We start from the raw sequence: 15,442 nt of genomic DNA on the forward strand, positions 1-15,442 counted from the left end.
GATGCGCAGCTATCCGTACATCGCGCTTGGCTCCCGTTTTGGAATGCCCAGTGTGCAGTCGATCATCGTGCTCGCAGAGTCCGTAGCTCGCCAGGTCGAATCCGGCGCCGCACTGTATTGAATCGCACATCGATGGCAAAATTGCGTATCCGGTGGCGCGGCGCCTTGGCTAGCTCTTCCCACGCCTGTGCCAGCTGCATCCACTGTTTCCGTATCCGAAGGACACCCATGACCAGCCACATCAGCAACGTCAGACCCGACTGGGACCAAGTCCTGGTCGACATCGTCGACTACGCGCTCGACTACAGCGTCAACTCCACGCTGGCCTATGACACTGCGCGCAATATTCTCATCGACACGCTCGGTTGCGGCCTGGAAGCGCTTGAATATCCGGCCTGCACCAAGTTGCTCGGACCGGTTGTACCGGGCACCACGGTGCCAAACGGCGCCAAGGTGCCGGGTACGCAGTTCCAGCTCGATCCCATCCAGGCCGCCTTCAATATTGGTGCGATGATCCGCTGGCTCGATTTCAACGACACCTGGCTGGCTGCCGAATGGGGCCACCCCTCGGACAATCTCGGCGGCATTCTGGCTGTGGCCGACTGGATCAGTCGCAACAATATCGCCGCGGGCAAGCCGCCGCTGGTCATGCGCGACGTGCTCACCGGCATCATCAAGGCGCACGAAATCCAGGGCGTGATCGCGCTGGAAAACTCGTTCAACCGCGTGGGACTCGATCACGTGGTGCTGGTCAAGGTTGCCTCCACCGCCGTGGTGTCGAGCCTGCTTGGTCTAACGCGCGAGGAAACACTGGCGGCCGTGTCGCTGGCCTGGGTCGATGGGCAGAGCCTGCGCACCTATCGCCACGCACCGAACGCTGGCAGCCGCAAGAGCTGGGCGGCCGGCGATGCCACCAGCCGCGCCGTGCGACTGGCGCTGATCGCCAAGACCGGTGAGATGGGCTACCCCTCGGTGCTGACCGCGCCGACCTGGGGCTTTTACGATGTGCTGTTCAAGGGCAAGCCCTTCGCTTTCCAGCGCACGTACGGCAGCTACGTGTCGGAAAACGTGCTGTTCAAGATCAGCTTTCCGGCCGAGTTCCACAGCCAGACCGCGGTGGAGGCCGCCGTCACCCTGCATGGGCAACTTGCCAAAGCCGGCAAGACCGTCGACGACATCAAGAAGATCACCATCCGCACGCACGAAGCGTGCATCCGCATCATCGACAAGAAAGGCCCACTCAACAATCCAGCCGATCGCGATCACTGCATCCAGTACATGGTGGCCGTGCCGCTGATCTTCGGCAACCTCACCGCCAGCGACTACGAAGACGGAGTGGCGGCTGATCCTCGCATCGACGTGCTGCGCGACAAGATCGACTGCGTGGAAGACGTGCAGTTCACGAAGGACTACCACGACCCGGACAAGCGCAGCATCGCCAACGCACTGACCGTGGAATTCAACGACGGCAGCCGACTGGACGAAATCGTGGTGGAGTATCCGATCGGGCACCGCCGCCGCCGCGCCGACGGCATTCCGCTGCTGGAGAAAAAATTCCGCATCAATCTGGCGCGGCGCTTTCCCGCCAAACAGCAGCAGGCCATCCTCGACGTGTCGCTCGACCAGAAGAAGCTCGAGGCGCTTCCGGTCAACGCCTACATGGATATGTACGTCATCTAACGAGCGCAGCCGCCCACCAGCGCAAAGCTCATAAAGCACGAAGGATCCCGGCGACTGCCGGGATCCTTCGTTTGTCTGCTGCCTTTTTTACTGTCCGGCCATCCAACACCAGAGTCTTGCGGTTGCCGCCGAACAGCAGGCTGACGTATTCAATCCGGTTTGGTGCCTTGCGGCGAGAGTGGATTGTGGGCGCGCACCGACGACGAGGCATCGTGGGTCGGCGTCGAGAAACAGTATCGACTGCTCGAACCGCAACCGTAGCGGCGACCACGAATCGATTGGCACGGCGGACGGCAGCACGGAAGGAATAGCCGCGCTGCCGCGTGCGCGTTCGGTCGGCAGACGCCGCATGAAAGACCGCGGCTGTCATCAATCGACATAAAAAACGCCCCGGCAGAGCCGGGGCGCGGGAGGATATCCAACCAGCAAGGATCAGTTGAACTTGTAATCGAACGTCAGGAACATTTCGCGACCGGTGTATTCATCCGCGGACTGGTTCGTCGGGACGTACTCGAAGCCGCCGGCGTAATACGGGATCGACGCAACCTTGTTGAAGACGTTGGACACCGTGAAGCTGACCTTGGTCCCGGGGTTGATTTGCCAGCTGATCGCGGTATTCCAGGTGATCCACGGCGGGATGCGCCCCGTGTACGTGGTGTCCGCAACAGGCACGGTGTTGCCATCCTGCTGCACCGTGCAAACACCGGTGCTGTAGACCGTGCCGTTAGCCGCCGTGGCTGTGACCGCGCCCGGCTGGATACCGTTGGGCAACGTGTCGCAACCGCCGTAGTTGGGAGCACGCACGCTGCCCACTCGCACGCCAGAGAGCGAGAAGTTCCAGTCACCCTTGTGCCAATTGCCGATCCACGAAACCCGGCTCGCCGGATTCTGATAACGCGTGTTCAACAGCGGATCGGAGGCCAGCACGCGCTGCTTGAACGCGAGATTGTCGGTGTAGTTGATGCCGGTGGTGAAGTCGCCATAATCGTCGCTGTGCCACTTGTAGTCCAGCGAGGCGTCTATGCCGCTCACGTACAGCGAAGCCTCATTGATCGGACCGGATTGTTCCGAGATGATCTGGCCGGCCGCATTGCGCTGAACCATCTGGGTCACCATCGAGCAGTACGCCGAACCCTGCACGTGCGCGGTGTACGGCGACAAACCGGACGAACCGTTCGGCTGCAAGCCGGTAAGGCAACCCGCCTCGTCGTTCAGCACGGTAGCCTTGTCGAGGTACTCGATGGCGTTGTCCACGCCCATATGCCAGTAGTCGGCGGATGCAGACAGGCCTTCCACGCCCGGCACCTGCCATACGAAACCATACGTCCAGGAATGCCCTGTCTCCGGCTCCAGCAGACGGCTGCCTTGCGTGGACAAGGTGTAGTACTGCGATGACGGGCGCTGCACGGTGCTGCACCACGTACTGTTGTTTATGCCCGCCTTGATGTCATTGATGCATCGCAACGGATCGGTATAGTCGCCCACAGGGGACGTCGAACCGGTCGCGTAAACAGCTTGCATATCCGGCGCCTTGAAGTTGGTGCCGTAGCTGCCGCGGAGCAGCAAGCCATTATACGGACGCCACTCGAGACCCGTACCCCAGGTGCGCGCCACGTCGGCACGGCTGGCGTCGTTGTACTTGTCCAATCGACCGGAGATGGTCCAGGTCAGCGAATCCAGCACCGGCACGCGGAACTCCGTACCCAGCGAATAGCGCTGGCGGGTGCCCCCACCGGTATTGTCTGAAAAGAACGGGTTCACGAAAGTCGCCGGATTCGCCGCCCGCGCATCAGGCGAAAGCAGATACCCGTTGTGCGCGGCTTCCAGCACCGCGGCCCAGCCCACCGACTGGTCCACCCACGGCAGCTTGAACAGGTCGCCGTTGACGCGAAGCTGCACCTGGTCCAGCCACGACGAGGCAGTGTCCTCGCCATTGACCGCGAACTGGCTGTACTGCTGCGGCGTGATGGGGTTCCACCACTGCTGCCAGTTAAAGGCATAAATAGGCAGACCGGCGGCGGTGGTGCCCAGTTGCTTGCCGAGGAAGAAATTGTTCGTGGCCGTCTGGTTGAAGGCCGTGTAATCCTCGCGCACGGTGTACTTCTGGGTATTGAGGCTCAAGTCCCAGTTGAACTTGCCGTCGAACACGGTGCCGCGCAGGCCGGTCGTGATGTTCCAGTTCTCCTCACGATCATGCGTGTTGCCCGACGTGCCGATCTCCTGCGCGGTAAACTGGCGGACGGCATTGCTGATGACCTGCCCCGTGGTCTGATCGTAGAATTGGCCCGTACTCTCGCCCCACAACTGGGTATTGGAAGTACCCACCGTCTCGTACAGAGCCGCCGAGCCGTAAAGCTGCAGACCATTGGCGAAATCATATTCGCCTGATAGGTAACCATTGTTGCTGCGGCTACCCGGCGTCAAAACCCAGTCCTGCCACAATGTGGGCTGCGAACAGTAATAGCCATTATTGGTCACGCCGGTGATCTGTGTCCCATTGGTGGACACCGAATGCGACTGGCTCAGCTGCGAGTTGGTGAACTTGCCACAGGTGCCCGTGGGCGGCGTGATGTACTGGCCGTTGCCGTCCTTCACGGAAAGGGCAACGGCGCTGGCCGCATCGTACTGATAGCCGAACATGCGCGAAGCCGGGCTCCATGAACCGTAGCCGGCATCGGCCACCGAATCCTGGTAGGAACGATCCCTGCCCCACAACGGCGTACGGTTGGACTTTTCCACGTTGTAGAGGATTTTCCAGTTGTCGCCGGACTGACCGCCGAAGAAGTTGACGTCGCCGTAGGCACGCCCACCGCGCTGCGCGCCACCACCGGTCACCTGCAGGTCGCTGCCCTGATAGTTCTTCTTCAGGATCACGTTGACTACGCCCGCCACCGCGTCCGAACCGTAAATCGATGAAGCGCCGGAAGCGAGGATCTCGACACGTTCAACCATGCCGGTGGGAATGTTGCTGTAGTTCTGGAAGTTGCTGTGTGCGTAAAACGGCTGCGGGTAATCCACCACACGATGGCCATCGATCAGCAGCAAGCTAAACTGCGGGCCCAGGCCACGCAAGTTGAGCGGGCGCGCATTAACTGCCGTGGCGCCATATGAAGACGCGTCCTGCACCTGAGGCCCCATCTGCGGCAACGAATCCAGGAACTCCCACAGCGTCGTGAAGCCCTGCTGCTTGATCTGCGCGCCGGTGTAAGTAACCACGGGCGCATTGCCCTCGATATCCACACGCGGAATCATCGATCCGGTGACAATCACCTTGTCCAGCGTGGTGGGCTTGGACTTTTTCGCCGAAGCATCTTGTTGCGTGGCCGGCTGATCGCCGGACGGTGAAGCTGACGTCTGCGCAAAGGCCAGCGGTGTCGCCAGCGCCAACGCCAACGAACTGGCAAGAACCCTGCGGGTGCAGCAAAAGCGTTTCATGATTGACACCTCCCCGTGAAAATCTATTGTGTTTTATGGTGTTTGCCGGCCTCGATCCCGAATCGAAGCCGGCCCTTGAATGCCTTGCGGCGCCCTGCAAACTTTTTCGTTTTTTATGCGATGGCTATGGCAGCCGCACATGACGAGCCCCACGCGTCATGCAGACGCCAGCATCCGGCCGAGCGGCACGTATGTCCCCCGCACACGTCATTTAAATATAAATACAGAATTCATATTTGCTGATGACGAGCATAAAGCTTTCGTTTGGATCGTGGCAAGCCCCACCGCAGCAGAGCTATCGATCCGCGCAGAACCAGGAAAATGCAGGGGCGGGATGCGCTGTCGCAACAGCAGTGCCTCCCGACCGGTCAGAGTCCAGCTCGGCCGAAAGAACCTGCACTCTGCCGCAGAGCCATAGTGTTCGTCACAGCATTGCCGTTGATGGGATGGCTGCGCGCAGGAACCACGCTCATGCCTTCCATGGAATGCCCTGCGACCGCCGACTGGCCGAAAGCAGGCGGACGATCCGCGGGATCGATGCCGGCGACAATTGGGCAAAGCCCCCGCCTGTAAAACTCCGGCGTGCCGCCGATCGACCGCATACAGACTCCATGCGCTCATCCGGCCACAGTCCTCGTTGCCGGCAAGGCCATCCGCGGCCATCAACGACCTGACGCGAGCCTGGGTCTTGTGATGCGCGCCGATGTAGGCATACAGGTAATGGCTGGGCTCGTTGCCGTGCGCGTACTGACCGACCATGCCGGCAATGTCCGGCGGCGCATCCGCGGGGCAGTACCGAACTGGTAGTGAAAAGCTCGTCCAGCTTGCGCTCGAAAAATCCGCGGCCCGCCGAACAACTGCATGTAGGCATAGATGTCGCGCTGGTTGAGCTGGCTGGCAAACGCCAGCGCCTGATCGCACGCAGCGAGCCCTGCCTTTAAACTGCATGCCACGCTATCATTTCCTGAAATTTGTCCGCGGCCGGCCTTCACTCGCAACCCGTGGTCACTACGAGGGCTCGGCTTGCGTGCGGGCGCGGGCGCGCGGTGGATGACGACTTTTCCCATAGTCACCAGCAAGGATGTCGCCAACGATCCTCCCGCAGGCACTCGTTACCCTTTGGCCTACCCTCACCCACTCGCGACTCTCACAGGTTCAGCCTGTATCGCACCCAGTGACATCACATGATGCCCAGGCAAGGAATCGACATGCACGGCTTACAACGAACGCGAAAAACTCCCACCGTCACCGGCATCGTCTTTATCCTCATCGGGATGGCGCTGACCGGCGGTGGCGCCTGGCTCATCGCCCTCGGTGGCTCGCTGTTCTATGCCATCGCAGGCCTCGGTATCGTGCTTACGGGCGCGTTGCTCATCGCGCGGCGCCGTTCGGCGCTGTGGCTGTATGCCCTCGTCGTCGCCGGCTCCGTGCTGTGGTCGATCAGCGACATCCGCTTCGACTGGTGGCCGCTGGCTGCGCGCCTGGATGTGATCTTTCCGCTGGGACTGTGGCTGCTGACGCCGTGGGTCACTCGAGGTCTGGATAACGGTAATCGCTCTCCTTCGCGAGCTTCGACCCTGCCCCTGTGGGGCGCCTCGCTGCTGAGCATCGTGGTGCTAGGCATCGGTCTATGCTCCGATTACCACGACATCGACGGCAGCCTGCCGGCCGCTGTGGCCGCCGCTGCATCGTTGCCGTCCAACGACGACAAGCAGCCGGACGAAGACTGGCGCGACTACGGCCGTACTCAGTTCGGCCAGCGCTATTCGCCGCTGAAGCAGATCACCCCGGCCAACGTCAAAAACCTGAAGGTCGCCTGGACCTTTCGCACCGGCGACCTGCCGGGCAAGAACGATCCGGTGGAAACCACCTTTGAAGTCACCCCGATCAAGGTGAACGACACCCTGTACCTGTGCTCGCAGCATCAGCGGCTGTTCGCGCTCGACGCCAGGACCGGCAAGCTGCGCTGGTCGTACGACCCCAAGGTGCAGGACAACCCGACCTTTCAGCATCTGACTTGCCGCGGCGTGTCGTATCACGAAACCGTGGCCGGCGCGCTCAATGCCGACGGTACACCGGCGCCGACCGACTGCCCGCGCACGATCTTTCTGCCGGTCAACGACGGCCGCATGATCGCGCTCGATGCCGACAGCGGCAAACCGTGCGAGAGCTTCGGCGAGCACGGCACGCTCAATCTGCAGGTCGGCATGGGCGAACACACGCCAGGCTTCTACGAGCCGACCTCGCCGCCGATCGTCAGCGACAAGATTCTCGTCGTCGCCGGCGCCGTGATCGACAACTACTCCACGCGCGAGCCGTCCGGCGTGATCCGCGGTTTCGACATCCACACCGGCAAGTTGGTCTGGGCCTGGGATTCGGGCGCGCAGGACGAAAACGCCCTGCCCTCGGCCACGCACACCTATACCAACAATTCGCCCAACTCCTGGATGACCGCGTCGTACGATCCCAAGCTCGGCCTGGTCTATATGCCGATGGGCGTGCAGACGCCGGACATCTGGGCGGGCAACCGCACGGCGCTGGCCGAGCGCTATTCCAGCGCCTTGGTCGCCCTCGACATCAACACCGGCAAGCGCGTGTGGTCGTACCAGACGGTGCATCACGATCTGTGGGATATGGATCTGCCCTCGCAGCCGACGCTGGCCGATCTGCCGACGGCCAATGGCGTGGTGCCGGCGATTCTGCAGCCCGCCAAGACCGGCAACCTGTTCGTGCTCGACCGGCGCACCGGCGTGCCGATCGTGCCGGCGCCGGAGCGTCCGGTGCCGCAGGGCGCGGCGCCCGGCGATCGCACCTCGCCGACCCAGCCGTTCTCCGAACTGACTTTCCGCCCCGAGGCCAAGCTCACCGGCGCCGACATGTGGGGCGCCACAATCTTCGACCAGCTGGCCTGCCGCATCACCTTCCATCGGCTGCGCTATGAGGGCACGTTCACCCCGCCGTCCTTGCAGGGCACGCTGGTGTTCCCCGGCAACCTGGGCATGTTCGAGTGGGGCGGCATCGCGGTGGACCCGACACGCAACATCGCCATCGCCAATCCGATGGCGATCCCGTTCGTGTCGACGCTGATCCCGCGCGGGCCGAACAACCCGTCCGCGCCGAACGACGCGCATCCGTCGGGCACCGAAAACGGCGTGCAGCCGATGTACGGCACGCCGTACGGCGTCGACCTGCACGCGCTGCTCTCGCCAGTCGGCATTCCGTGCATGCGCCCGCCGTGGGGTTACATGGCCGGCATCGATCTGACGACCAAGAAGATCGTCTGGATGCACAAGAACGGGACGATCCGCGACAGCTCGCCGATCCCGCTACCGTTCAAGCTCGGCGTGCCCACGCTCGGCGGCCCGATGACCACTGCCGGTGGCGTCACCTTCCTCACCTCGACGCTGGACTATTACATCCGCGCCTACGACGTCACGACGGGCGAGCAGCTCTGGCAGGACCGCCTGCCGGCCGGTGGCCAGTCCACGCCGATGACCTACGCCATCGATGGACAGCAGTATGTGATTACCGCGGCCGGTGGGCATGGATCGTTCGGCACGAAGATTGGCGACTATGTGATTGCTTATAAGTTGTCGAATTAAGCACTGAGCTGAGGTGTTAAAAAGACCCAAAGTTCGCCGGATCGCCGGTGAACCTTGGGTCTTTTCTTTGGCCGAGAGCCCCAATCCAGACATCAATGCTGTGGGCCGCGACAACAAAGACTCCGACTCACGGATAAGATGTCAGCTCCGTCTTGCTAGCGATACCGGCATCTCTGACAAGAAGCTTGCTTAAAGCCATCGAGGCCGCGGCTCTGGGCGAACGCCTCCTGATAAACGCGCTGTACCGCCCCTGCCGGAATGTCTCACAGGCCAAGCCGACGACAAAGCTCTTACAGATTAGTGTTTAATACCGTGTAGACGCCGCATGCCCGACAGCAATCGGTGAAGTACGTCTTCGGGTCCCCGCTCGCTGACAGGAACCTCGCTCAGCAATTGAGCGGCCTTGGCCTCATAGGTCATCAGCGATTCGAGCATGCTTTTCGCGACCTCTGGATTTTGCTGGAGGATCGGCGTTAACGCGTCCTTATGCAATAAGACAATGGAAACCTTGCTGACAGCGCGCAGAATGATAGGCCTGCTGATACCGGTCAGAATACCGGCGCGGCCGATGGAATCGCCGGGCGACAACCGACGCAGCTCCACGTTTTTTCCATCATGCGGGCTCTCTAGCGCCGCCACGCCGGAAGCCACGATATACAGCGCACGCCGCTCGTCAGGACAAAGAACATCGACCTGATAAATAAGCTGGCCGGGCGAAAAATGCTGGCTGACCAGGGCTTCTGCCAACAGCGAAAATTGTTCATCCGTCAGGGCATGAAACATCTCGACATCGCGAAGCAGCCTCTCCTGGGACGACATGCCACTGGCACCTTTTGCGCCCCTGCGCAGGCCGATGCCATGCGTCTTGAGATGGCGATACGCTTGATCGATGATTTCGTTGCGCGCCTGTGTTTTTTCGGCTGACGATGCGACATACACGAGTATGGTGTACTCAATGTACTTTCGCCGCACCGTAGTGGCACTGACCGAAGCCTTAGGCGATGCCAGTATGCCGGCGGTACTGATCACCGCGTCGTTCAAAGAAGCAATCACGGCGGCGGGCCTAAACCTTGGCGAGAGGCGTATCGCCACCTCCAAACCATGCATTCTCGGCGGCAGGCTCTGATTGACGATACTGGCTTTGGCGGCAAGACTGTTGGGTACGACGACAAAGTTGCCTTGGCCATTGAGTAGCGTTGTAGCCCTCCAGTTGCTCTCGATCACCTCACCTTGAATATCGCCGATGGCGACTGAGTCACCGATGCGAAAGGGCTGAGTAGCGTTGAGCACCACGCCGGAGAAGACGTCGCTCAACGTGCTTTGAACCGCCAGGCCGATGATAAGAGCTAACACACCTGAGGTTGCCAGCAACCCCTTGACGGGTAGATCGAGCACATAGCCAATCGCTGCTACAAAGGCGGCCAAAAATATCAGCGCACGAAACACATCCTGAAACAATCGCGCTCGATTCATCCTAGACGGCAAAAAAGCACCGCCTGCAAGCGCCGTGGTCACCTGCGCCGCCTGTAGCCACCACAGCAACTCAAGCACCTGAGCCAGAAGATGCAAGGAGGGATCATCTGTCCAAGGCGCAACATGGAATGGAATCATTCCCGTTGCCCAAAGCACGTAGCTGAGAGCCAGGAAAAGAGCGATCCGAACGCCAAGACGAAGCCGAGAATCGTCAGCCCTGTAGAAGCGCCACGCAAAAATATAAAGCAGCAAAACGCCTACCCCAAGCGCAATGCCTTTATCAAAAAGATTCATGTTGGCGTCCCAAAACACAGCCGGTCGAAACATTACGATCGACGCGGGCACCAGCGTCACCTTTTTCCCCTGCAATCGTCAATTCCCACCGAGCGGCGGCGAAACCCAACGGTCACCGTTTAGCGAAAACTACACTCGGACATGATGATTCAATGCAAATGGAGAGCGTCGCTTCACGCTAGGCTTCCTGGCATGATTCAAACAGAAACCAGACGCGACGTTCGGCTTCGTCGATCCAGTTTTCCAACAGGCTGGTCGTTGCGACATCGCCATAACGGTCGCTCACGGTGTGGGCTTCCTGCATGAAGGAGATCATCTTGGCGTTGTCATTGCGCAGCTCGACGAGCATGCCTACGGACGTCGTGGCATGGCTGTCGTTGTCCCGGAGTCGCTGAAGGCGGCCTACGTGACCAATCGATCGAATGGTTGAACTACCCAGCTTGCGGACGCGCTCGGCGATGGGATCAATCGTTGCAAAAATCTGATCGGCCTGCTCATCCAGTAAAAGATGGTATTCGCGAAAATGTGGCCCCGAGACATGCCAATGAAAATTTTTTGTCTTGACGTACAACGCAAAAAAGTCGGCCAACAACGCATTCAACAGTGTCGAAATTTCGACGCGCGCTTTAATTTCTGGACACGCAATGCCGGTCGTTTCCATCGGAGCTAACTGATCGATTTCGGTGGATTCAAGCATAGCGGTCTGGCCTTCTTCGGTTGAGTAATACGGACATGGATAACTTGCCAGCCGGTGGCCGCAGCGCTCCAGCGTTCTAGCCAAAAGCGAAAACAAATTGCGATAACGCGGCTTGCTTGACGAGCGGCTGCAGTCTGGCGTCCATTAGCTGGACGTGATAGCAAACGCACCTCGGGGATAATTTGACGAGAGACTCGCGCGGCCGATTGATCGTTTTACCCAGCAAGAATACAAAACCAACATGAATTCGTGGCGATTGGGCTCATGCAACCAAAATGCCTCGCTGCTGTGCCTGGAGATCCGGGTAACGAGTGCAAGATGGTCTTTTGGGGTTAACGCAAAAACCTGCAATCAATCCAGATAAGAAGATCGATTAGAGACAAGTCTTGATGCAAGAGGGAGCGGAGCCTAGAAAACATCGCCGCCGAGTGCCTCACGGACTGGACAGAGAAAATTTTCTCTTCCAGAAATGCGTTGATGTTTTGTCACGCCGGCCTCGTGCGCCATCTGTCCCCTCAATGGAGTGCGCCATGGCCCCCCTTATCAACGGCATCCACGTTCCCGACAGTCAGCTCGCCCGAGAGATCACCGAGCTGGTGCGCGACGCGAGTACGGAGCTTTTATTCAATCATTCGTCACGCGTCTACTATTTCGGCGCACTTCAGGGGAACCGCCAGGGACTGAAGTTCGATCCTGAACTTCTCTACGCGGGCGCCATGTTTCACGATATGGGCCTGCTTAGGTCTTATAGTTCGGACACCGAACGTTTCGAAGTTGACGGCGCCAACGCCGCGCGTGACTTCCTGACCCGTCATGGCATCGACAAATCGGATATCGATCTGGTGTGGACGGGCATCGCCCTCCACACTACGCCGGGCGTTCCCTGCCACATGCATCCGGTCATCGCTCTGGTCACCGCCGGCGTCGAAATGGACGTGCTTGGCCTGACTTACGCCGAGTTCGCCCCCGAAGAGCGTGACCAGGTCGTTCGGGCGTACCCACGAACGCTGAAGTTCAAGGAAGACATCATCCAGGCGTTTTATGATGGCATCAAGCACAAGCCTGAGACAACGTTTGGCAACGTAAAGGCCGATGTATTGGCCGATAAGGATCCCAACTTCGTCCGCGGCAATTTCTGCCAAGTCATTCGCCAGTCTGGCTGGCCCGCCTAATATCACCGGAAGCTTTTGTCATGGAATTGACCGGGAACACGGTCCTTATCACCGGCGGCCGCTCGGGCATCGGTGCGGGATTGGCCAAGGCATTTCACGAGCTTGGCAATCAGGTGGTCGTGGCGGGACGCCGACGCGATCAGCTCGATGCGGTCGCGCATGCCCATCCAGGCATGGCGACACTCGAACTCGATATCACCGATCCATCATCGGTGACTGAAGCAAGTGCCGCGCTTTTGCGAGATCACCCCAAGCTCAATGTACTCATCAATAGCTCCGCGACCATGCTTGGTGATGACCCCGGACATCGCATGGATGAGGCTGACACCACCACGCAAGTTGCGGTTAATCTGCTCGGGCCCGTCCGTCTCACATCGGCGCTAATGCCGCACCTGCGGCGCCAGCCCAGAGCACACATCGTCTATACAAGCTCTACCCTGGGCTTTGCGCCAATTGCGCTGTTTGCCATCTACTCGGCCACAAAGGCGGCGCTGCATTCATATATCCTCTCGCAGCGTTTTTTGCTCAAGGAAAGCTCAGTCACGGTCCAGGAGATCATCCCGCCCTGGGTGGGAAACGGCCTCGCCGGATCTCCCGATCATCCTTTGGCAATGCCGCTAGACTCGTTTATCGCGCAGACCATGCAAATGCTTGCCACGGACGCGGCTGAAGTGCTGGTGAAAGAAGCAGCAGCTTGCCGCAACAATGCCGGCCCTGATGAGCATGGTTTTGTCGATCGGCTCAATACGTTGTTTCTGGCACAGTCTTATTAGTCCTGAGTGGTCTGTTGGCACGAACCACTTATCTCCTATAAGCACTGTCTATATTGAACATCAATGCTTTAAGCATGTTGCAAAACGAAAGAAGGCCGCAGGCAAGGCGAGCTTCTTTCGTTTTTTCGTTCTGCAGCTAGACAATCCTGGCCAACGCATTCGCCACACCCGTCCCGTAATCAGCGTGGACACGAGTGCAGTTGTCCACATGACGTTGCTTGACGGGTGCGCTTGCTCCCTGCATCGCACGCGCAGTGTTCTCGAAGAGACGTTCCCGTTCGCTCTGACTCAGCAACTCGAACAGACGCCTGGGCTGCGAGTAGTAGTCGGTATCTTCGCGATGGTTCCAGCGGGTAGCAACCTGGCCTGCAGCGAACGCAGGCTCCGCAAATGCCGGCTGCGGCTGCAGCGCGCCTCGGCTGTTAGGTGAATAATGCGTAGCCCCACCGCCGTTGCCATCAACTCGCATGGCGCCGTCGCGATGATAGGAGTGGACTGGGCAACGCGCCGCGTTGACAGGTATCTGAGCGTAGTTGACACCTAGCCTGTAGCGTTGCGCGTCGCCGTACGAGAACAGCCGGCCTTGCAGCATCTTGTCCGGAGAGAAGCCAATGCCCGGCACAACAACGGCCGGCGCAAAAGCAACTTGTTCAATATCTTGAAAGTAGTTCTCCGCATTCCGATTCAACTCAAAAAAACCCACTTCGATCAGCGGGTAATCCGCGTGTGGCCACACCTTTGTCAGATCGAACGGGTTATAGGAAACCCTCTCCGCGTCACCTTCGGGCATGATCTGGACATACATCGTCCAGCGAGGAAAATCCTTTTTCTCGATGGCTTCGTAAAGATCCCGCTGATTGCTTTCGCGATCGCCGCTGATGACTTGGGCTGCTTCGTCATCAGTGAGATTCTCGATGCCCTGCTGAGTCTTCAAGGTAAATTTCACCCAGAAGCGTTCATTGGCGGCATTGATAAAGCTGAAAGTGTGACTTCCAAACCCATGCATATGCCTAAACGACCGCGGTATGCCGCGGTCGCTCATCACCACGGTGATCTGATGGATCGCCTCGGGGAGCAGCGTCCAGTAGTCCCAGTTGTTGTCCGCGCTGCGCAGGCCGGTGCGCGGGTCGCGCTTGATCGCATGGTTGAGGTCGGGAAACTTCAGGGGATCACGAATAAAAAACACCGGCGTGTTGTTACCGACCAGATCCCAGTTACCCTCTTCCGTGTAGAACTTCAGCGCAAATCCGCGAATATCGCGCTCGGCATCCGCTGCACCGCGCTCTCCAGCCACTGTGGAAAAACGTGCAACCATATCGGTCTTCTTGCCCACTTCGGAAAACAGCTTCGCACGGGTATAACGCGTAATGTCGTGCGTGACGGTAAAAGTACCGAAGGCTCCAGCCCCCTTGGCGTGCATGCGTCGTTCAGGAATGACTTCCCGATCGAAGTGGGCCATCTTTTCGAGAAACCAGACATCTTGAAGAAGCACCGGACCGCGCGATCCCGCGGTCATGGTATTGTCATCGTCGGGTACCGGTGCGCCGAAAGCAGTCGTGAGCTTGTCCACGGGGTTCTCCTCAAGTAAAGCGGCCGTCGCTCATCGACGAACCGAGCCAGACTCAAGATGGCTCCGTCTCCGTCTTTCTTCTTGACTGGAAAAGCTGCGTTGATCCAAACCGGGCAACTTTGAGTCAATCAGCGCGATCAGGGATCAATGATTCCGCGCTTGATCGCGATGGCCACAGCATGTGCACGATCGTACGTCCCGAGCTTGGCAGCTATGTTCTTCATATGCTGTTTGACGGTTTCGAGGCTGACGGAAAGTAGCTGGGCAGCGTCGGAGTTGGAATTACCCTCGGCCACCACCTTTAGCACTGCAATTTCGCGCCCAGTCAAGGCGTCATCATTGACGTGAGTCGCAATGGCTTCCGCGATCACCTCCGACACATACCGGCGTCCAGCATGCACTGCGCGCACGGTCTTGGTCAGGTCCGAAGAAAGCGTGTCTTTGAGGAGGTAGCCGCGCGCTCCTGCACGAAGCGCGCGGATCGCCTGGACGTCTGTCTTGAACGTCGAGAGCACCACCACTACCGCGCCGGGAAACTCTTGCCGAATGGCCTCGATAGCTTCGACGCCAGTCTTGACCGGTAATTGCAGATCCATCAGCGTGACATCGGGGCGCAGGTCGCGGAATTGGCTGATCGCCGTTTCACCATCCCCTGCTTCACCCACAACAATCATGTCGGGACAGGACGACAGCACCGATCGGACCCCCTCACGCATAAGAGGATGATCATCGACGATAAGGATGCG

General features: G+C 59.4%; 9 protein-coding genes and 1 pseudogene. 4 read left to right on the forward strand and 6 right to left on the reverse strand.

Features of this window, described 5'->3' with window-relative positions:
- The first annotated feature begins 228 nt into the window (after window positions 1-228).
- A complete protein-coding gene (locus HDE76_RS03065; protein WP_179476848.1) occupies window positions 229-1,680 on the forward strand; it encodes a bifunctional 2-methylcitrate dehydratase/aconitate hydratase in 1,452 nt (483 codons plus the stop codon).
- Window positions 1,681-2,112: 432 nt separating this feature from the next.
- Here HDE76_RS03065 and HDE76_RS03070 read toward each other — a convergent pair whose 3' ends face one another.
- Together HDE76_RS03070 and HDE76_RS20695 are read right to left on the reverse strand one after the other, a co-directional pair.
- Window positions 2,113-5,115 (reverse strand): TonB-dependent receptor, encoded by a 3,003-nt coding sequence (locus tag HDE76_RS03070; RefSeq protein ID WP_184505342.1) that lies wholly within the window; start codon window positions 5,113-5,115, stop codon window positions 2,113-2,115.
- 609 nt (window positions 5,116-5,724) lie between these two features.
- Window positions 5,725-6,014, reverse strand: a pseudogene (locus tag HDE76_RS20695) (glycoside hydrolase domain-containing protein); the annotation flags it as partial.
- 309 nt (window positions 6,015-6,323) lie between these two features.
- On the opposite strand from HDE76_RS20695, the gene HDE76_RS03080 reads away from it, so the two are divergent.
- Entirely contained in the window at window positions 6,324-8,717 is a 2,394-nt protein-coding gene (locus HDE76_RS03080) for a glucose/quinate/shikimate family membrane-bound PQQ-dependent dehydrogenase (protein WP_184505344.1), read from the forward strand.
- A 297-nt stretch (window positions 8,718-9,014) separates the two neighbouring features.
- Here the strand turns inward: HDE76_RS03080 and HDE76_RS03085 are convergent, their stop codons facing one another.
- Both HDE76_RS03085 and HDE76_RS03090 read right to left on the reverse strand, forming a co-directional pair.
- Complete coding sequence (locus HDE76_RS03085; protein WP_184505346.1) at window positions 9,015-10,484, reverse strand: mechanosensitive ion channel family protein; 1,470 nt, start codon at window positions 10,482-10,484, stop codon at window positions 9,015-9,017.
- 178 nt (window positions 10,485-10,662) lie between these two features.
- Window positions 10,663-11,181, reverse strand: coding sequence for a DNA starvation/stationary phase protection protein (locus tag HDE76_RS03090; protein ID WP_179476852.1), 519 nt, complete (start codon window positions 11,179-11,181; stop codon window positions 10,663-10,665).
- 530 nt (window positions 11,182-11,711) lie between these two features.
- On the opposite strand from HDE76_RS03090, the gene HDE76_RS03095 reads away from it, so the two are divergent.
- Both HDE76_RS03095 and HDE76_RS03100 read left to right on the forward strand, forming a co-directional pair.
- Window positions 11,712-12,353, forward strand: a complete 642-nt coding sequence (locus HDE76_RS03095; RefSeq protein ID WP_179476853.1) for an HD domain-containing protein — start codon at window positions 11,712-11,714, stop codon at window positions 12,351-12,353.
- A 20-nt stretch (window positions 12,354-12,373) separates the two neighbouring features.
- Entirely contained in the window at window positions 12,374-13,126 is a 753-nt protein-coding gene (locus HDE76_RS03100) for an SDR family NAD(P)-dependent oxidoreductase (protein WP_179476854.1), read from the forward strand.
- A gap of 136 nt (window positions 13,127-13,262) precedes the next feature.
- Here the strand turns inward: HDE76_RS03100 and HDE76_RS03105 are convergent, their stop codons facing one another.
- Entirely contained in the window at window positions 13,263-14,696 is a 1,434-nt protein-coding gene (locus HDE76_RS03105) for a catalase (RefSeq protein ID WP_184505348.1), read from the reverse strand.
- 137 nt (window positions 14,697-14,833) lie between these two features.
- Entirely contained in the window at window positions 14,834-15,439 is a 606-nt protein-coding gene (locus HDE76_RS03110; protein WP_343205652.1) for a response regulator transcription factor, read from the reverse strand.
- Window positions 15,440-15,442 lie beyond the last annotated feature (3 nt).

Source organism: Rhodanobacter sp. ANJX3, assembly GCF_014200755.1.
Lineage (GTDB): Bacteria > Pseudomonadota > Gammaproteobacteria > Xanthomonadales > Rhodanobacteraceae > Rhodanobacter.

Coding starts and splice junctions, on each gene's coding strand:
- HDE76_RS03080 (WP_184505344.1), top strand. CDS start 6,324: ATGCACGGCTTACAACGAACGCGAAAAACTCCCACCGTCACCGGCATC.
- HDE76_RS03100 (WP_179476854.1), top strand. CDS start 12,374: ATGGAATTGACCGGGAACACGGTCCTTATCACCGGCGGCCGCTCGGGC.
- HDE76_RS03095 (WP_179476853.1), top strand. CDS start 11,712: ATGGCCCCCCTTATCAACGGCATCCACGTTCCCGACAGTCAGCTCGCC.
- HDE76_RS03065 (WP_179476848.1), top strand. CDS start 229: ATGACCAGCCACATCAGCAACGTCAGACCCGACTGGGACCAAGTCCTG.
- HDE76_RS03090 (WP_179476852.1), bottom strand. CDS start 11,181: ATGCTTGAATCCACCGAAATCGATCAGTTAGCTCCGATGGAAACGACC.
- HDE76_RS03085 (WP_184505346.1), bottom strand. CDS start 10,484: ATGAATCTTTTTGATAAAGGCATTGCGCTTGGGGTAGGCGTTTTGCTG.
- HDE76_RS03070 (WP_184505342.1), bottom strand. CDS start 5,115: ATGAAACGCTTTTGCTGCACCCGCAGGGTTCTTGCCAGTTCGTTGGCG.